Source organism: Bacillus sp. PK5-006 (assembly GCF_054161415.1).
The window spans coordinates 3,451,646-3,469,354 of sequence record NZ_CP096414.1 but is presented as its reverse complement, the minus strand read 5'-3'; the positions used below and the strand labels follow the sequence as shown (position 1 = coordinate 3,469,354).

17 protein-coding genes are annotated in these 17,709 nt (G+C 40.8%); 8 read left to right on the top strand and 9 right to left on the bottom strand.

What is annotated here, in order from left to right:
- Window positions 1-27 precede the first annotated feature (27 nt).
- Window positions 28-1,008: a glutaminase gene (locus M1D84_RS17600; protein ID WP_024424376.1), complete on the bottom strand. Its 981-nt coding sequence runs from the start codon at window positions 1,006-1,008 to the stop codon at window positions 28-30.
- Window positions 1,009-1,525: 517 nt separating this feature from the next.
- Between M1D84_RS17600 and M1D84_RS17595 the strand changes: the two genes are divergently transcribed.
- The 3 genes from M1D84_RS17595 (at window position 1,526) to M1D84_RS17585 (ending at window position 5,032) form a co-directional block, all read left to right on the top strand.
- A complete protein-coding gene (locus M1D84_RS17595) occupies window positions 1,526-2,812 on the top strand; it encodes an ATP-binding protein (protein WP_024424375.1) in 1,287 nt (428 codons plus the stop codon).
- Between the two features lie 4 nt (window positions 2,813-2,816).
- Window positions 2,817-3,755 (top strand): response regulator, encoded by a 939-nt coding sequence (locus M1D84_RS17590; protein ID WP_024424374.1) that lies wholly within the window; start codon window positions 2,817-2,819, stop codon window positions 3,753-3,755.
- A gap of 191 nt (window positions 3,756-3,946) precedes the next feature.
- Window positions 3,947-5,032 carry an SEC-C metal-binding domain-containing protein gene (locus M1D84_RS17585; RefSeq protein WP_024424373.1) on the top strand — a complete coding sequence of 362 codons (1,086 nt, stop codon included), beginning with the start codon at window positions 3,947-3,949 and terminating at the stop codon, window positions 5,030-5,032.
- A 46-nt stretch (window positions 5,033-5,078) separates the two neighbouring features.
- Here the strand turns inward: M1D84_RS17585 and M1D84_RS17580 are convergent, their stop codons facing one another.
- From M1D84_RS17580 to M1D84_RS17565, 4 genes are all read right to left on the bottom strand, one after another.
- A complete protein-coding gene (locus M1D84_RS17580; protein ID WP_341080263.1) occupies window positions 5,079-6,119 on the bottom strand; it encodes a DUF4352 domain-containing protein in 1,041 nt (346 codons plus the stop codon).
- A gap of 313 nt (window positions 6,120-6,432) precedes the next feature.
- A complete protein-coding gene (locus M1D84_RS17575; RefSeq protein WP_024424371.1) occupies window positions 6,433-7,089 on the bottom strand; it encodes a response regulator in 657 nt (218 codons plus the stop codon).
- Window positions 7,086-8,300 carry a histidine kinase gene (locus tag M1D84_RS17570; protein WP_458106355.1) on the bottom strand — a complete coding sequence of 405 codons (1,215 nt, stop codon included), beginning with the start codon at window positions 8,298-8,300 and terminating at the stop codon, window positions 7,086-7,088. The genes M1D84_RS17575 and M1D84_RS17570 overlap by 4 nt, the downstream gene beginning before the upstream one ends.
- A gap of 18 nt (window positions 8,301-8,318) precedes the next feature.
- Window positions 8,319-8,783, bottom strand: a complete 465-nt coding sequence (locus M1D84_RS17565; RefSeq protein ID WP_332285387.1) for a DUF1453 domain-containing protein — start codon at window positions 8,781-8,783, stop codon at window positions 8,319-8,321.
- A 158-nt stretch (window positions 8,784-8,941) separates the two neighbouring features.
- Between M1D84_RS17565 and M1D84_RS17560 the strand changes: the two genes are divergently transcribed.
- Window positions 8,942-9,871 (top strand): aldo/keto reductase, encoded by a 930-nt coding sequence (locus tag M1D84_RS17560; protein ID WP_034283198.1) that lies wholly within the window; start codon window positions 8,942-8,944, stop codon window positions 9,869-9,871.
- A gap of 33 nt (window positions 9,872-9,904) precedes the next feature.
- On the opposite strand, the gene M1D84_RS17555 is transcribed toward M1D84_RS17560, so the two are convergent.
- Complete coding sequence (locus M1D84_RS17555; protein ID WP_458106354.1) at window positions 9,905-10,870, bottom strand: sensor histidine kinase; 966 nt, start codon at window positions 10,868-10,870, stop codon at window positions 9,905-9,907.
- A gap of 11 nt (window positions 10,871-10,881) precedes the next feature.
- Window positions 10,882-11,583, bottom strand: a complete 702-nt coding sequence (locus M1D84_RS17550; RefSeq protein WP_213404976.1) for a LytR/AlgR family response regulator transcription factor — start codon at window positions 11,581-11,583, stop codon at window positions 10,882-10,884.
- Window positions 11,584-11,744: 161 nt separating this feature from the next.
- Here M1D84_RS17550 and M1D84_RS17545 point away from each other — a divergent pair, with 161 nt between their 5' ends.
- Together M1D84_RS17545 and M1D84_RS17540 are read left to right on the top strand one after the other, a co-directional pair.
- Window positions 11,745-12,485, top strand: coding sequence for an ATP-binding cassette domain-containing protein (locus tag M1D84_RS17545; RefSeq protein ID WP_041116533.1), 741 nt, complete (start codon window positions 11,745-11,747; stop codon window positions 12,483-12,485).
- Entirely contained in the window at window positions 12,485-13,660 is a 1,176-nt protein-coding gene (locus M1D84_RS17540; protein ID WP_024424364.1) for an ABC transporter permease, read from the top strand. Before M1D84_RS17545 ends, M1D84_RS17540 begins: the two co-directional genes overlap by 1 nt.
- A 56-nt stretch (window positions 13,661-13,716) precedes the next feature.
- Here the strand turns inward: M1D84_RS17540 and M1D84_RS17535 are convergent, their stop codons facing one another.
- The gene (locus M1D84_RS17535; RefSeq protein ID WP_206534123.1) at window positions 13,717-14,268 is read right to left on the bottom strand and encodes a hypothetical protein; all 552 of its coding nucleotides are present in this window, start codon (window positions 14,266-14,268) and stop codon (window positions 13,717-13,719) included.
- Window positions 14,269-14,784: 516 nt separating this feature from the next.
- A complete protein-coding gene (locus M1D84_RS17530; RefSeq protein WP_024424362.1) occupies window positions 14,785-15,846 on the bottom strand; it encodes a DUF4352 domain-containing protein in 1,062 nt (353 codons plus the stop codon).
- 527 nt (window positions 15,847-16,373) lie between these two features.
- Here M1D84_RS17530 and M1D84_RS17525 point away from each other — a divergent pair.
- Both M1D84_RS17525 and M1D84_RS17520 read left to right on the top strand, forming a co-directional pair.
- On the top strand, window positions 16,374-16,802 hold the full coding sequence (locus M1D84_RS17525) for a cell wall hydrolase (RefSeq protein ID WP_024424361.1): 429 nt from the start codon (window positions 16,374-16,376) through the stop codon (window positions 16,800-16,802).
- A 119-nt stretch (window positions 16,803-16,921) separates the two neighbouring features.
- Complete coding sequence (locus tag M1D84_RS17520) at window positions 16,922-17,701, top strand: glucose 1-dehydrogenase (protein WP_133744713.1); 780 nt, start codon at window positions 16,922-16,924, stop codon at window positions 17,699-17,701.
- Window positions 17,702-17,709 lie beyond the last annotated feature (8 nt).

Sequence of the window (17,709 nt, the reverse complement as noted above, 5' to 3'; positions counted from 1 at the left end):
TCACCTCTTCTAATTCATCCTATTTCTTTAAAAAATACTGAGATCCCACTCTTTGGCGAGCTTTTTCAGCATCATGACACCGGTAATGCTATTACCACAATCGTCAATGGCGGGACCGTAAATACCGATTCCACAGCCTGTCTGAAACGGGAACTCTCTTCTTGCGCTTGGCGGAACGCAAGCCATAATTCCTCCAGACACACCACTTTTGGCTGGTACCCCTACGAAAGCAGCAAAATTACCAGATGCATTATACATGCCGCATGTCAGCATCAATGCCTTTGTTAGTCTTGCGATATCCTTTGGGATGACTTGGACTTGTTTAAAGGGATGGTAGCCATCACTTGAAATAATTAGTCCAATCAAGGCGATGTCCTCAGTTGTGACCTCGATGGAACATTGCTTTAGGTACACTTCTAATGTCTCTTCGACATCTGATTCTAAATAATTGGTTTCTTTTAAGTAATAAGCAAGAGCACGGTTGCGGTGCGCAGTTGCCCATTCTGATTGATAAACCTCTTCATTAACAGATGGACGCTTTCCTATTAAGTTTTCGATTAAATCGAAAATATATGCTAGCTTTTCTGTAGAAGTCTTTCCGGGAAGGATGGAGGATACGGTAATAGCTCCAGCATTAATCATTGGATTAAAGGGCTTCCCTGGTTTATGCATCTCAAGACGGTAGATGGAATTAAATGCATCACCAGTTGGCTCTACATCTACCCGATCCAAGACGTAAGGTACGCCTCTTCCTAAACAGGCAGCTATAAAGCTGATGACTTTTGAGATACTTTGCAGGGTAAAGGGAACGTCCCAATCACCATATCGTACAGATGATCCATCTGGGCCTATCACGCTGATACCAAGTTGAGAGGAATTCACTTTTCCAAGTGCTGGAATGTAGCCAGCATTCTGTCCGTTTATGTAATACGGACGTATTTCTTCTGCCCATTGATCAACAGAAGACTGGCATGCGTGTTGTGTATTATTAGAAATTGCTGTTTTCATACGATTCCTCCAATCAAAAATCAAAAAGTACCCTATTGAATTGGCGGATGACAAAAAATGCGATCAAATAGGCACGAAAACATGTTACACATCTTCAAAGAACTTGTCATGCGCTGCTTGCACCACTCCTTTACACCTAAATATATGTACAAATGAAGGCATTGTCGGCGGAAAAACAAAAAGGGTTTTTAGTGAAAATTAAGAAAACGCTTACATATAGTTTCACTAAAATTATTCATTCAATTTATCTTGGAAACTACACAATCTGACGTAAATCTACAGAAAAACTTACAAATAAAAATCAGTCTGTCGATGATTGTCTAAACAATTCCTATTATTGTCGTCAATGATCAAAACAGTGAATAGCTGAAAGGTCACCTTGCTGCCCCGGAGAATAGTCATAAAAAAGGATTTTGAGGATAAAAGGAACAGTGAAAATTATTTTTTTGTACATTGTGGAGAAAAGAGTCTCCTTGTATACTGTGGCTATGCAAACAGGGGAAGGGATGTCAGTCATTTGAGTTTAAATCAGCTTGTCAAAAAGGACGCATTCATTTTAATTTTTATGATGGTCATTGTGCCGCTTGCAGGAGAGCTGAAGTTTTATCCTGTGAATGAGACGTTTCGCATCAGCTTTGGCGCACCTGCGTTTTTCTTTTGCTTATTACTCTTAAGAAAATCTAAACCGCTATTGCCGGGATTTTTAACTGGCGCAGCCATTGTGCTTTTTCGGGTAGGCTTAGATTTAATTCAGCAGAATGCTGATCTGGCTTCATCATTTTATCAGCAATTCCCAAGCTTCTTTTTCTATTTCACTTATGCTTTCCTGTTTTTTGCCGTCCGTACGGGACGCTTTAAACAGCGCTCTATTTTCATTGGGATCATCGGCCTGATGATCGAATTAGTTGCTGATTTTGTCGAGCTGTTTGTACAATTTCTAGTGTTTGATACAACGATGACCTTATCAAAGCTGAGCGATATGTTCCTCATTGCGTTTGCTCACAGCTTTGTGGTGATCAGTTTTTTTAATATGATGAAGCTGTATGAGGCTCAATCAAGAGAAAAGCAGATCATGAAACAAAATGAGCATATGATGATGGTCATTTCGAATTTATATGAAGAAACGGTGCATTTAAAGAAAACGTTAAAACATACAGAGCATATTACACAAGAATCATACCGGCTTTACCGTCTGCTGCATGAACACGAAGCAGGGAAAAAAGTGAGTCAGGAGCTGTTAAAGCTCGCAGGAGAAATTCATGAAGTGAAAAAGGACAATCAGCGTATTTATGCTGGGCTTTCAAAGCTGATTTCGAAGGAAAATATGCAAGACTATATGAAGGCGGAAGAGCTCGTCCAAATTGTCATCCGGATTCAAGAGAAGTATGCTTTATCTCTTGGGAAAAACATTTCCTTTACATCTGATATAAGGGGCATTCATCTGCATGATTATCATGTGTTTATTTTCTTATCGCTGATTAATAATTTAATGGCCAATGCAGTCGAAGCAATAAAAGATACCGGGATGATCTCACTCGAATTGAAAGGAAGTCATGATAAAATAGAGATTCGGATTGAAGATGACGGACCAGGGATTCCTAAAAAAATGAGAGAGATTGTGTTTGATCCAGGGTATACCTCCAAATTTGATGCATTTGGAACACCGTCTACAGGGATTGGCTTATCCTATGTGAGAGAGCTGGTTCAAGAGCTTGGCGGTCATATTCAAATCGAACCAAAAGAAACAAAAGGTGCAGCTTTTCTGCTTGTACTTCCTATACAAAATTTAATACAGAGAGGGTGAGTGTATGCGATTCTTCATTGCAGATGATGATCGTGCAATACGCTCGATTTTAGGTCAAATCATAGAGGATGAGGATTTGGGAGAGGTCGTAGATGAAGCGGGTGACGGAGTTGGATTAGAGGCACATTCCCTGAACCTCAAGAAAGTAGACATCCTTTTGATTGATCTTTTAATGCCTGCTAGAGATGGCATTCAAACCATCCGCCATATTCACCCTGAATTCAAAGGCAAGGTCATTATGATTTCCCAAGTAGAGGCGAAAGAGATGATGGCAGAAGCCTATGAACTAGGGATTGAATATTATATCCATAAGCCTGTCAATCGTATTGAGATCGTCAGTGTGATTCGAAAAGTCATGGAGCGTATCAAGCTGGAAAAATCGATTTACGATATACAAGCCTCTCTTCGCCACGTGCTGCCATTAGAGCCTGTCATTTCTCAAGGTGCCGGCACTGGGGCGAAGAGAAGAACGATGAAAGAGGCTGGGGAATTCCTCTTATCTGAGCTGGGAATTGTCGGTGAGAGCGGCTCTAAGGATTTACTGGAGATACTCATCTACTTACATGAAACACAGTCAGCTAATTCTCATGAGGTCAATTTCCCGCCGCTAAAGCAGCTGTTTATCAAAACAGCAGAAAGAAAACTGGATCATGGTGCAACCGATGTAGAGGTGATGCGGGAAGTGAAAGCGGCGGAGCAGCGGATTAGACGAGCTATTCATCATTCCTTGAATCATTTTGCCTCACTAGGATTAACAGATTTCTCAAATCCTAAGTTTGAGCACTACGCGTCGAAGTTTTTCGATTTTACCGATGTCAGTCAAAGAATGAAAGAAATGCAGAAGACATCTTCTCCCTCAGGATCGACAGGCAGAGTCAATACGAAGAAATTCGTTCAAATCTTTTATTTTGAGGCAAAGCAGTTATTCGAAGGAATGAGCTGAGGAAAATCTGTTGGTATGATTGGAGAAAATAAACAGAGAAAGTCTGTCTTTCCTATGATCTATCGTGATCTTCAGGTGATTTTATAATTTAACTGATCATTCAGATTTTTCTTTTTTCTTGAAAATAAAACCCTCCTGTGCAATCGTTTGTTAAAATAGTGAGGTTAGACTAGAATGTCGGAGGTTTTATTTTGGGAAAAATTAAACGAAATGCGCTCTGCCCATGCGGAAGCGGAAAAAAATATAAACATTGCTGTGGTCAAAAATCAGGCGGAGAACAAACGTCTGAGCTTGTGTTTAAGGAAGCTGTTCAAGTTCAAAAGGATTTAATGAATTATGCTTTTTCTAAGCATCAGAGAGCGATCAATCAATTCATTAATGAGTTTTCTTTCCTTGCAGATATGGATAAAGAAACGCAACAAATCTCAGTTTTCCATTTGAGTGTATGGGGCATCTTCTTCCGTCCATTAACTGATCAGAAAGAGACCATTTTCGAAGAGTTCCTGACAAAGAAAGCAGAAGATATTACCCGTCCGAAAACAAGACAAGTGGTCCAATCTTGGACAGACATGGAGCCATCTTTGCTTTTATTAAATGAAAAAACGGACGAGTCTCTTTACTTTGAGAATATGGTAACAGCGGAGAAGGTTGAAGTAGATGTAAAACCTGATCAAACGGTACTGCCTGAAAAGGGAAGTCTCGTGCTTGGTTTTCCTGTTCAATTTGAAGAAAAGGCAGAGTTTTTCATTCAATATACGATGTTTGCGAAAGAGTTTACAGATACTCTTCTTCTTCAAGTTCGCCAGCTTGTTGACGCATATGAAGCAAATGGAGGGGCGCGCAGCACATTTATGAGAGAATCATTCCCTGATGTGCTGAAGTGTATGTTTGCGAAGCAAGAAGTAGAAGAATCAGAAACACCTGCTCAAACAGAAGGCGATGCAGGTCTATCAGCAGATCGTATGGACTGGGCAAGTGACGTCCAGCTGGAAACTGCTAAGCTGATTGAAGACGGAATGAAGGAGCACGGTGACCAAAGCCTGACAGATGGTGCTTTAACGGTTTGGAAAGCCTACTGTGATCAGAAATCACCTGTGATCCGTAAAGCAGCGTCATTTGCTGCGGGAATCGAATACTATATTCATTCACTTGCAAGCGATGCTCCGCTTTCTCAAGCACAAGTAGCGAAGAAGTATGGCATTAGTGCGTCGACTGTATCGAGCCGTTTTAAAGATATCGAAAAAGCGGTGAAAGAAGAGCAAGAGGCGACAGTATAATATAAAAAAGACGCGGCTCCTTCAGAGGCCAGCGTCTTTTTTTAGATTATCTCGTTTTAATAAAACCACTCATGTACTGCTCTGTATTATAATCATTGAGGTCAATTTTCCATTGACCATCCCCATTACGTTTCATTTTCACTTCATATTCAGCTGGGCTGGAAACGGGAGGAAGTTTTTCGAATTCAGATGCGTACATGTTTAAGCTTTTTTTATACAATTCTTCTTTAGAACGGATTTTCCCGTTGTAAAACTCGTCTCTTTGCTTGTCTAGCTTGTCTTTTAAGTTAGAAGCATCAATGCCTGTGACTTGAGCGACAACCTTTGCTTCGTCATCAGAGATGGTTTTCACACTTGTTTCTACTTTCGCTTTATCCTTCATGGTGTTTTGAATGCGTTTGTACATCGACAGAATCTCTCGGTCACTCACTTCATTTCCGTATATTCCTGCACTTCTTTTGAAGTCTTTTACAAACATCTCATGGTATTTATTGACGACATCCGATTGGTTGTCACCCGTTAAATCTGCGAATTCATCGTTCTTTTTATCAAAAACAATAATATCGGTATAAGCGGATAACGCTTTTGCTGGGTTATCCAGCTTTTTTGCTGAATCGAGTATTTTGTTTCCATCTAGGTCGATTTGGATGGAATCACTGTTTTTCTTGATGCTGTCCTGATAGACGAACTGATATTTCTTCCCTTTGTCTACTAGGAAATAAAGAGCTCCTGAAAGTGACTTGCCTTTGTTCAATGAACCAAGGTCAAGACGGTCTTTGCTGCCGTAGAATTTTAAATCAGATACTTTGGCGTCGTCCTGATAAAGGGAGAAGTCAGAGTTATATAATGAAAGGGCTTTGTCACCTTTGTTTGTGATCGTCAGATTGACTTTTAGTACCAATTCATTGTCTCTCAGGGTAGTTGTTGAGTCTTCTGGTAACGTATATTCGTAGCTATTGACTTTTACCTCTGCTGTTTTTGTTGACTTTTGATCAGCGTCGGTTGATTTGGCTGAGCCCTGGCAGGCTACAGAGATGATCATCACGAATGAAATCATGAGGAGTGCACTTATTTTTTTAAGATTCACAGTTGAAGCTCCTTTGCTTTTCTTTCGTCATTTCATTCCCGCTATCTGACTAAGAAAAAAGAAACAGATAGATTGGTATATTCGGGTGTTAAAGGGGAAAATATCCTAATGACGATTTGCACTATTCATTCTATCGAAATTCATTCATGATGAGGAATAGGTTTTAGTCCCTATTTTTGATAGTTTTTAACACAATCACCTATAAAATAAGGAATTAAATAAGCACAATATACTAGTTAATAAGTATTGATTTGTAGATTTATTTTAGGTTTTAAATGTTTTTTGTATAAAAATCTTGAAGTGAAGGTAGTTTTTATTTCACGAGGCGGTGCCGGATGGCGAAGACGACAGCCTGTGTACGGTCTTGTGCATTGAGCTTTTGTAAAATACGGTGCACATGCGTTTTTACCGTACTTTTGCTGATAAATAATTGATCAGCAATGTCTTCATTCTTTAAGCCATAGGCCATTTGCTGTAATACATCGCGTTCACGTTCTGTGAATGATTCGTGAAGCAGATGAGTGTGATGTGTATCATTTGCCTGCTGAAGAGCTCGTGCCATCATGTGCTCAGAGGCTGCCGTTCGAAATACAGATTCACCAGCAAAGGCGGTACGGATGGCCTCAATTAATTCCTCAGGCATTGTATCCTTCAGCAAATAACCGACTGCCCCTGCACGAATTCCGTCAAAGACGTATTCTTCCGTATCAAAGGTCGTGAGAATCACAACTTTTACATCTGGATGCTTTTTTAAAATGTGTTCTGTTGCTGTGATGCCATCCATTCCAGGCATTTGTACATCCATCAGCAGTACGTCTGGTGTGTTGATCGAGCAAAGCTCAACCGCCTCCTGACCGTCTGACGCCTCCCATATGACGTCAATATCCTCTTGAGCGCTTGCAATATAACGAAATCCTTGGCGGATCAGCGGCTGATCATCAATAATGCCAATCTTAATAGGGTGTGTCATGTCTCGGAGTCCTCCTTGATAGGAATTTGAACATGGATACAAAAGCCGTGCGGCTCGCGTATGGCCGTCTTGAGGGAACCGCCTGCTGCGTCACACCGTGCCTTCATGCCTGACAGTCCAAAGCCAAATGAAATATCTTTTTCACTGGTCAAATATCCATCGTCTTCAATGTTCATCATCAGCTCATGCTGGTCGTTAGATAGTGTAATGGTCATCGCGGTCGCCTTGGCATGGCGAAGTGTATTGGTGATGGCTTCTTGTAAAATGCGGTAAAGCAGTTCAGATACGGAGAGCGGCCATTTTTTATACGTAAGCTGCTCTGTATGAAAGTGAATGTCAAGCTCACCCGATATCTCTCCTTGCTTGATGAGGCTGCGAAGTCCGGCAAGTCCGAGACCTGCATCATCTGACGCCATATGATGAACCACAGAACGAACTTCGGTGAGACAATTTTTAGAAATATTGATCAGCTCCTGAAACGTCTGCGTCATCTGCTCTGGTTCTTCCTGCTTTAAACGGTAGGGCAAAGACTGCAGCTGGACAATCATCGAGGTTAATTGGTGACCGATACTGTCATGCAGGTCACGTGCAATTCTGCTTCGCTCCTCCAGCACTGCAAATTGGAGTGACTGAACGGTCGCTTCTTCAAGCTCCATATGCGCCTTTTTCAATTGTTCATGGGCTTCTGATAATTCCTTGTGAACCAATTGCAGTTCTCCGAAGTGTTCTTCCTTTAATTCCTGTTCACGCCGACGCATTCTAGAAATCAAAACAAGTGTATACACAAGCAGCTGGAATAGCGGGAGAGTGATCACCATGTTCCAAGAAAAATCGTTTATATAATAGCTGATCCCACTGGTGAAAAAGATGATAGCAAATAGATAGGGATGATGCGCCTCTGAAAAACGAAAAGCGATAAAGCCGATCATAAAAAAGGTCAGTCCAATACTGTCTTGAATCTGACCTGTCACCAGCCACAAGAGATGTGTCAGAATCCACATCAAGAGGAGCATAGAAAATTGCTTTTTAGGCGGCAGCTTGTTTTTTGGAAAAAGACAAAGGAGAAACACCAAATAGACGAAGGTGCGAAACACCAATTCGCCTAATGAAAGGGGCTCATACATTTGAATATACATATAGGTCAATACAAGGCCTAATACGAATTTCCGCCTTATTTGACCTAAAAGCTTGAGTGGCTGCTGAAGGTTCATATCAAAAACTCCTGTCTGTCAGTTAATAGCAGCAGATGCTTTGATGTTCATATATCTTTTTAAAAGAATAAAACGTAAGCCGATCATACTGCCGATTGGAAGGAATGTCAGGCCATTTGCGAAAATGATCAGGGAATGACCGCCATCCTGTACAATTGAACCTACTGTCATCCGGATAAGGATGATTCCGATGAAAAAAAGTGTTCCATAAAGTGAGCTGGCGGCGGTGATACGCCCCGACTGTTGATCATATGTTACTTTGTATAGTTTACCTCTCCATAGCCCGATTGCAAAACCTGTGAGTGCAAAGACAATCATTGCAAGCAGGCTCATCGCCGTGATTTCAATATGCAGAGTAAAGGAATAAGAGAGTGTGCCTAATAAAATGAGCGGTCCTATGAGAAGCCTGATGGGGCGGATTTCTTTTTCCTTGCCTGTTCTTAAAAGCAGAATAATCATAATGATGACAATTTGAATGGTCATGACAAGATCTCCTTTTCGTTTTAGTCTATCTTCATCATACGCATCTTCTATTTTCGCGGCGTCCACCTGCAGGTTGATTTTAGAGAGCGGTATACTTGAATGTTGGAAATGATTCGTGGGAAAATAAGGATGATTATGTAGATAAGGGAGATGAGCTTTTGAAAAAGGTAACGCTTGGACGAACTGATTTGCAGGTAAATCCGATAGGGCTTGGTACGAATGCAGTAGGTGGACATAATTTATTCCCGAATCTTAGTGAGGATGCTGGACGGGAGCTTGTGGAGACGGCTCTTGATCAAGGTGTCAATTTCTTAGATTCTGCTTTTATTTATGGGCTGGGCCGTTCAGAGGAATTAATCGGTGAGATCATTGCCAAAAGAGGCGGCAGAGAAAAGCTTGTCCTTGCGACAAAAGGAGCTCATAAGGAAGTAAACGGCCAAATTGAACTTGATAACAGCCGTGATTTCTTAAGAGGGCAGGTCGAAAATAGCCTGAAACGACTGCAAACTGATTATATTGACTTGTACTATATGCATTTCCCGGATGGACGCACGCCGCTCGAAGAAGTAGCAGGCACATTAAAGGAATTGAAGGATGAAGGGAAAATCAGGGCAATCGGTGCATCAAACCTTGATTTTGAACAGCTTCAAGCCTTTAACCGAGATGGCTACTTAGACGTGCTTCAATCGGAGTATTCTCTGCTGAAACGTCAGGCAGAGCAGGATCTTCTTCCATACTGTGTCGAGCATGGGATCTCCTTTATTCCTTATTTCCCATTGGCATCAGGCTTGTTGACTGGGAAATTTACAAAAGATGCGACATTTGATGATATTCGAGCAAAGGATCCGCTTTTCCAAGGCGATGCTTTCCTTTCAAATCTCGAAAAAGTAGACAAGCTGAAAGCCATTGCTCAATCAAAGAATGCAGAAACAGCACACGTCGCACTCGCTTGGCTCTTAGCGCAGGATGGCATTGATGCTATTATTCCAGGAGCAAAACGAGCAGACCAAGTGCTGCAAAACCTAAAAACAAACGATGTTCAATTAACAGAAGAGGAAATCAATCAAATCGATAAGATCTTCTCTTAACACTAAAAAAAGGTGCAGCTATGCACCTTTTTTTTATGACATGGTGAGAGGGATTTTGATGACGAGCCGCAAATTTGGAGAACGGTAAGTGAAATCAAGTGTACCGTCTGCCTTTTCTACAAGCTGTTGAATGATATACGTCCCCATGCCTTGATGATCGCCGCCTTTTGTCGAGCGGCCAAAAGTTTTGAACAAATGATCTAGCACGTGTTTTTCCATACCTTTTGTGCTGTTTTCACAATGGATTAAAAATAGCCCGCTCCGAATAGAGGTCGTGACCGAAATGCTTCCCTCTTTTCCGGCTTGCTTCGCTTCAATCGCTGCATCTAGAGCATTATCAAGCAGGTTGCCAGTAAAACTAACCTGATCCGCCTTTGAAAAAGGAAGCGATGAAAAGGGTGCTTGAAGGTCTAGTGAAAGTGCAATGTCCTCTTTCTCAGCCCGCTCCAAAAAGGAATGTAGAATTGAGGCTAAATATGCATTTTCTCCTTTAATCCAGGGGAAATGTTTGACGTATTGCTGAATCAAATCTTTAATTTCATGCTCGTCGTTCGACGCGGAAAAGGCATTTAAATGTCTGGCTGTTTCATGATGTTTACTGCGCAGTTCAAGAAGTAATTCATTGGTTCTTGATTCTGCGTTTATGAGCTCTTGAAGCCGTCCATTTAACTGTTTCTCTGTCTGCATCACCTTCAACGAGAGGATATCGACAGTCACCATGATGATGAGCGCCAAAAGACAGCTCAGCTCATTCGGTTGCGTTAGAAAGAGCAAAAGGCCTGTGCAGGTAATGAGTATAAAAGCGCCTAATATCACATCACCACTCGTATGAGGCAAAAATCTTTTGTACATGAAAAATGTATAAACACACACCGCGCAAAAGGTAAGAAGCCACAACACAATGGATGAAAGCGGCAGAAAGGCTTCAGCAGCTGCATGAAACGCAAGACCTAACCATATGAGAGCATAAATGCGAAATCCAAGATAGAAAGCGTTCACGTTCGTTCTCCTTAAAAATAGTATTTCTTAAAGAATTCTAATTGCTGCTTGGTCATCATGGCTTTTTTATCTGTACCTTCAAAAGACACAATATACGAATTTTTAGCATACGCCGAGAAATTCTTAATGTAATGAATATTAATGATAAACGATCGGTGGGAGCGGATAAAATCTTTTTCAGCCAGATCGCCCTTTAGCTCATTTAGTGTCTGATAGGTCTGGATATCTCCTGTTGTTGTCACGATAGTTGTTGACCGGCCTGTTCGCTCAACAAAAATAACATCCTTTTTCTGCAGCACATGAATATCTGACTGCTGTTTAATGAGAAGCCGTCCATGAATGCTCTTCTCCTGCTTGGTGGACATATAACGCTCTAAGCATTTGGCAATTCGATCAGCTTGGTAGGGCTTCATAATATAATCATGTACATTCAAATCAAACGCATGGACCGCATATCCACTGTTTCCTGTCACAAAGACCACATCGACATTCAGTGCGTGAGAGTGAATGAGGTCCGCTAATTCATAGCCGGACATTCCAGGCATTTCAATGTCAGCGAACAACAGATCAATGTCTCCTTTTTTGACCTTCTCATATGCATCCTCTGCTGACTGCGTGACAAAGACGATGTCCACAGCCTCCATCCTGCCTACAATGGCGTGCAGCTTTTCTAAATCTAATCGGTAATCGTCGACGAGACCTACTTTTATCATAAAAATCACCTATGACTATTCTTATTATTTGTCTATTTTACCATTTGTTTTTTTGAAATAGATCATTTCAAGACAGAAAAAGGACGTTTCGCGACATTTTTATATCAGGCAAGCGTTATTTTTTCTATCATAGACTTAGAAAGTTGAAAGGGGCGAACCACATGATTACTCTCAGCGATTGCAGCTGCTGGTTTAAAGATAAGAAAAAAGTCGTGAAAGCGATGAAACACATGACGTTCTCCGTGAAGGAAGGGGAAGTCGTTGGCATTCTAGGAGAAAATGGGGCAGGGAAAACCACATTGTTGCGCGCCGTAGCCACATTATTAGAGCCTACGCACGGATCAGTCACTGTTGCAGGCTTTGATACAGTGAAAGAAGCAACAGAAGTGAAAAAGCGAATTGGTGTCTTGTTTGGCGGAGAGACGGGGCTTTACGATCGTTTGACGGCAAGAGAAAACCTTGAATACTTTGGCAAATTATATGGCTTAGATCAGCATGAAATCAAAGCAAGAATAGAGGATTTGGCAAAGCGTTTTGGGATGAGACAATACATGGATCGCAAGGTGAAAGGATTCTCAAGAGGAATGAAACAAAAGGTGGCGATTGCCAGAACGTTAATTCATGATCCTGACATTATTTTATTTGATGAACCGACAACAGGCTTAGATATCACGTCGAGTAATATTTTCAGAGATTTTATCCATCAGCTCAAGCAGCAAAATAAAACGATCCTCTTTTCAAGCCACATCATGGAAGAAGTCAGCCAGCTTTGTGACAGTGTCATGATGATTCATCAAGGAGAGCTTGTTTACAAAGGGACACTTCCAGAATTATATGCACAGGAACAAAGTGAAGACTTGAACTATATCTTTATGTCGAAGCTCGCTAGGGGGATTTCATAATGTGGAAAACCGTCTTTTTGAAAGAAATGACAGATGCGCTAAGGGATCGAAAAACGTTGCTCTTAACCGTACTGATTCCTCTTTTGACCATGCTTGGGCTGGTGTTCTTTTATGAAAGCATGATTGCAGATCCAGGGGATAAAGCCTATACAGTCGCCATCAATGAACAGCTTCCAGCCGAAATGAACCAAATGATCAAAGAGGTCAAAAACCTAAACCTTGAAACATTTGATGATCCGCAGCAAGCCGTCAAAGATGGAGAGGCAAATGCTTACCTGGAAATGCCGAAAGAGGCTGGCGATATGCTCAAGCATCAAAAGCCATTCGCCATTAAAATTCATGGATATACGACAGATGATGATTCGGTGATCACCGTTCAAATGCTGCAATCGTTGCTGGAGCAGTATCAAAACCAGGTGGTCGAGAAGCGCTTAGCAGCGGATCAAATCGATACGTCTGTTATTCATCCGTTTGAAGTACAGTCCGTTGATGTAGAAGAAGGTGATGAAGGGGAAAACGGAGTGACTGCTATGCTGTTGTCGATTCTCCTTCCAATGATTTTGGTGACCTCCGTGATCTCAGGAGCTTTGCCGGCTGCGCTTGATATTGTAGCGGGAGAAAAAGACCGAAAATCAATTGAAGCCTTATTCCTGACGCCTGCCAGCAGACTCCAGATTCTCATCGGGAAATGGCTCGCTGTCTCTATGTTCGGTATTTTAAGTGGGATTGTGGCGATCGGCATGCTGCTTCTATCCACTTTGCTCTTTACAGAAAAGCTGAAGCAAGCTCTGAACTTTGGTGATCAAATGTGGAGCATTATCGGCGTTATGTTTGCGGCGTTAATCATCTTCTCCTTCATGGTATCCATGATTGAATTGCTGCTCAGTGTGATGTCGGGCTCAGTCAAAGAAGCGCAGTCGTACATGTCCATGATCATTACGCTAGGTGTGCTCCCAATGTTCTTTACCATGAGAGCAGGTGCTACGCAGCTAGATACGTATTACTTTGCCATCCCATTCCTCAATATTCATGCGCTGTGTAAGCAATTGATGTTTGGTATCATCGATCCAATGTCCATCGCCCTGACACTCGGCTCCTCAGCCTTGGCAGTCGTCATCCTGTTTGTCATCGTCAGAAGCTTGTTTATGAAAGAGAAATGGATGCTTGCAAAATAAAGAAACGCCCTCTTTGATAGAGGGCGTTTTCAAGTGAATGCCGATCATCGTATTTCTCAGTTTAAGAAACCGAATTGATCCAAGTTCTCTAAATAAAATTGAAAATACTCGTCATGAATACCATCAGGATATTCTTCTAACCCATTTTCGATAAGTGCACCTACAATTAAAGCATTTATATACCTATTAAGCTTTTCGCAACTATCTCTTACGGTAAATTCTGAAACATATAATCCATCTTTACTTTCTAAAATGATATCAATTCTTCTACCTTCTTGTTCATCAAGCAATAAGTGATTATACTCCCATTCTTTTACTCTTTTAGGGTTTAACGGATGAAGACGATTATGAAGTACTTGTTCACGATGATCCTTTTTTTCCTCATTTGAAAACAATTGAATCAATAGACTCGGATCATCAATGACAAAACATTTATATATCTTAGTATATTCAAAGTGATCATCATTCACTAAATCTAAAATGTTTGTTTTTGAAAATTCTCTAGCTTTAAATTTAGACGTTATCATTTCAACGACTTGTTCTTTAGTAAAAATCAATTGATCTTTTTTATATAAATATTGTTTATATAGCTTTTCGTAATTATACATTATTCACCTCTATTAACTATTTAACAGGACCTCCGTAGAATGAATGAGCTTTTGAAGTTCTTTTATGGGGATGCCAGTAATAATAATACCCTTTCTTGATTTCATTCTAGCAATTGCTTGTGACTATATACTCCGCCTCGGATAATAGCTTCATAATGGTTATACTTTTTATTCCTGTGCTTGCTGGCTTCTGTAGCAATTACATAACCAGCTCCTGCAACAACAATCACCGCACCAGTATGAAATAAAGAATGAGGAGTACCTTTTTTACTTCGAGTTTACACTACATCTTTAACTCAAATAAGCAGAAAAAAATCTTAAGTACAAAAAAGAATAATCAGGATTGTATATCTCATAGTGACAAGCTAAAGAAATGGAACACTGATTATAGAAAGAAATGTTGTCAAGGGTAAGATAACTTGACTATATTCTGGTTTTTGATGATAGAGGGGGTTCACGTTCGCCAAACCAGATGATAAATCATAACAAAAAACCCCCGGAATCGGGGGTTTTTCTTTAGTTCTTGATGAATTTCTCAACTAATGAGCTTGTTTTGTAGTCGTTCAAATCAAGTTTCCATTGGTCGATATCATTTTTCTTCATGTTGACTTCTACTGTTTCTTCAGAAGATGATGGTCCTAATTTTTTAAACTCATCTGGGTAAATCGATAGTAAGTATTTTTGCGCTTCATCATAAGAAGCTGAACGGTTTTTGCTGTAGAACTCAGTCGCTTTCTCTTTCAAACGATCGACAAGCGGACTTGCATCGATTGGTGTCAGAGTCACAGTCACGACAGCTTTATCACCACTGATGGATTTTGTTTTTGTTGAAACTTTTGATTTTTCAGCTAATGTTTCTTTCACAGCTTTCAGTAGCTTATCAAGGTTTTCGTCCTTCGCTGAGCTAGAAGAAATACCTGAAGAAGTGATGTAACCTTGCTTGAATGATTTATCAAATTCGTTCACAACAGTTGATTTGTTATCACCTGTTAGTTTTTCGAAATCATCGTTTTTCTTACCAAAAATCATCACATCAATATAAGAAGAAAGAGCTTTTGCAGATGCTTGTAGTGTATCTGCTTTTTTCATTAAGTCTTTTCCTTTAATATCGAATTCTAATGTTTTGTCATCTTTTTTCGATCCGCTTCCTGGCTCTGTGTAAACAAGCTGATAGTCTTTGTCTTTGTCAACAACAAAGAAAAGACCGCCTTTTGTTACTTTGTCTGCATTTAAAGAGCTTGAAGATAATACTTCGTTGTAGTCATCTGGAGAGATCGTAGATACCTGTGCGTCATCTTGGTAAAGCGTGAAGTTGCTTTTATCAACATTGAGAGGCTCTTTGCTGATATTTTTTACAGATACATTCACTTTTAGTACATACTGATCATCCTGTACAGATGTATCGTATTGAGGTGGTAATGTGTACTCAGCACTTTCTACCTTTACCTCTGCTGCATCAAGAGATTTTTTGGTATCGTTTTCTTTCGCAGCTGTTTTGTCTTTTCCACCACTACAAGCAGCAGCGACAACAGTTACACACAAGATCAGAAGAAACAGGGATAATTTCTTTTTAAACATGGCGTGTTTTCCTCCTCGGGTTTATGGTGAATTTCATTGAAAAGCTGTAGTTCATATCATTCTTTTTGCACAAAAAGAAAAATACTGTATGTTTTTTACTGTAGAATGAAGCGAAAGTACTGTCAATACCTCAGTGCGCTTCCGAGGTTGATTGGCTTCAAGTAGTAAAAATGACACTAAGTTGAGAGGAGAAACTTGTAATTTATTATTTGATATCTCCTGTAGAAACTCAACATTTTATATTTTAAGGTTTTGAGTCGGATTATTGAATAGGTTCAAATGACTGTTTTTGAAGATGATGTCGCAATTAGAAGGATTTTTATGACTTGTAAATGAGTATATAGTAATGAATATTTCTTCCTGTTATGTATATGGTCACTTGGTTTGAGTGTTGTTGGCAGCGAGACACATGTCCAGCAAATTTAGACAGGCTGCCGACACTGAACGTGCTTTTTCATGTCAAAATGGCAGTCATCTACACAGAAACGCTACATAAAATAAAAGAGAAACGAACTGGAGGTGGATGTATGGCAGTGGTAAGAGCGACAAGCTCTGATATTGATTTAATGGCCAGACTGCTGAGAGCGGAGGCAGAAGGTGAAGGGAGGCGAGGGATGCTGCTCGTAGGAAACGTGGGCATCAATCGTTTGCGTGCCAACTGCTCTGACTTTAAAGGGCTGCGTACGATTCCACAAATGATTTATCAGGAGCATGCATTCGAAGCGGTCACGCATGGTTACTTCTATCAGCGAGCACGAGAAACGGAAAAAACACTTGCGCGGAGAAATATTAACGGAGAACGTTTTTGGCCGGCAAAATTCAGCCTTTGGTATTTTAAACCGCCTGGCGATTGTCCAGCGACTTGGTACAATCAGCCGTTTGTGGCAAGGTATAAGTCGCATTGCTTTTATCAGCCAACCGCCGAAACGTGTGAAAATGTTTATAACACCTTTTAGCTTGATGAAACGCACAACCCTCTTAGAGTACAAATGCAGAGGGTTGTGTTTTTGTTTTTTCCAAAATGGGTAACCATTGTGTATCAGCAAGATGAAGCACGTGAATGGAGGAAATAAAGATGTATCAAGATTTAAAAGGAAAAACAGCCATTGTCACAGGCTCTTCAAAAGGAATTGGACAAGCGATCGCATTACGGTTTGGACAAGAGGAAATGAATGTGGTTGTAAACTATAAAGGCGATGAAGATGGAGCTGAAGAGACCGTAAAAGCCATTCAGCAGCACGGAGGTGGGGCGGTGAAAGTACACGCAGATGTCTCCAAAGAGGAAGGCATCCAAGCCATCATGGATACAGCACTGGAGCATTTCGGTACAGTAGATGTATTCGTCAATAATTCAGGCTTCAACGGCGAAGAAGCGCTGCCGCATGAGATGACGCTGGAGCAATGGCAAAACGTCATCGATGTGAACATAACAGGTGCATTTTTAGGCGCAAAGGCTGCGCTCGCCTATATGATGGAGCATGACATCAAAGGGTCTATTTTAAATATTTCCAGTGTCCATCAGGAAATTCCGCGCCCGTTCAATGTTCATTATTCCACTTCAAAGGGCGGAATGAATATGATGACGAAGACGCTGGCTCTTGATTATGCCGAAGCAGGTATTCGAATCAACGCGATTGCGCCGGGTACCATGGCAACCGAATCGAATGATGATTTACAGGATGAATTGAAAAAACAAAAGCAGCTTGAGAAAATTCCGATGAGAACCTTTGGTGAACCGAAGGAGATTGGGGCCGCTGCTGCATTCCTCGTTTCTAAGGAAGCGGCGTATATCACAGGCACCACCTTATTTGTGGATGGTGGAATGACACTTTATCCTTCTCAAATCAATGATTAATCCAAAAA

What these genes read in the sequence shown, in the direction of transcription:
- M1D84_RS17570 (WP_458106355.1), bottom strand. Translation starts at nt 8,300, where the DNA reads ATGAACCTTCAGCAGCCACTCAAGCTTTTAGGTCAAATAAGGCGGAAA.
- M1D84_RS17525 (WP_024424361.1), top strand. Translation starts at nt 16,374, where the DNA reads ATGGCAGTGGTAAGAGCGACAAGCTCTGATATTGATTTAATGGCCAGA.
- M1D84_RS17530 (WP_024424362.1), bottom strand. Translation starts at nt 15,846, where the DNA reads ATGTTTAAAAAGAAATTATCCCTGTTTCTTCTGATCTTGTGTGTAACT.
- M1D84_RS17590 (WP_024424374.1), top strand. Translation starts at nt 2,817, where the DNA reads ATGCGATTCTTCATTGCAGATGATGATCGTGCAATACGCTCGATTTTA.
- M1D84_RS17550 (WP_213404976.1), bottom strand. Translation starts at nt 11,583, where the DNA reads ATGATAAAAGTAGGTCTCGTCGACGATTACCGATTAGATTTAGAAAAG.
- M1D84_RS17545 (WP_041116533.1), top strand. Translation starts at nt 11,745, where the DNA reads ATGATTACTCTCAGCGATTGCAGCTGCTGGTTTAAAGATAAGAAAAAA.
- M1D84_RS17540 (WP_024424364.1), top strand. Translation starts at nt 12,485, where the DNA reads ATGTGGAAAACCGTCTTTTTGAAAGAAATGACAGATGCGCTAAGGGAT.
- M1D84_RS17575 (WP_024424371.1), bottom strand. Translation starts at nt 7,089, where the DNA reads ATGACACACCCTATTAAGATTGGCATTATTGATGATCAGCCGCTGATC.
- M1D84_RS17520 (WP_133744713.1), top strand. Translation starts at nt 16,922, where the DNA reads ATGTATCAAGATTTAAAAGGAAAAACAGCCATTGTCACAGGCTCTTCA.
- M1D84_RS17535 (WP_206534123.1), bottom strand. Translation starts at nt 14,268, where the DNA reads ATGTATAATTACGAAAAGCTATATAAACAATATTTATATAAAAAAGAT.
- M1D84_RS17600 (WP_024424376.1), bottom strand. Translation starts at nt 1,008, where the DNA reads ATGAAAACAGCAATTTCTAATAATACACAACACGCATGCCAGTCTTCT.
- M1D84_RS17565 (WP_332285387.1), bottom strand. Translation starts at nt 8,783, where the DNA reads ATGACCATTCAAATTGTCATCATTATGATTATTCTGCTTTTAAGAACA.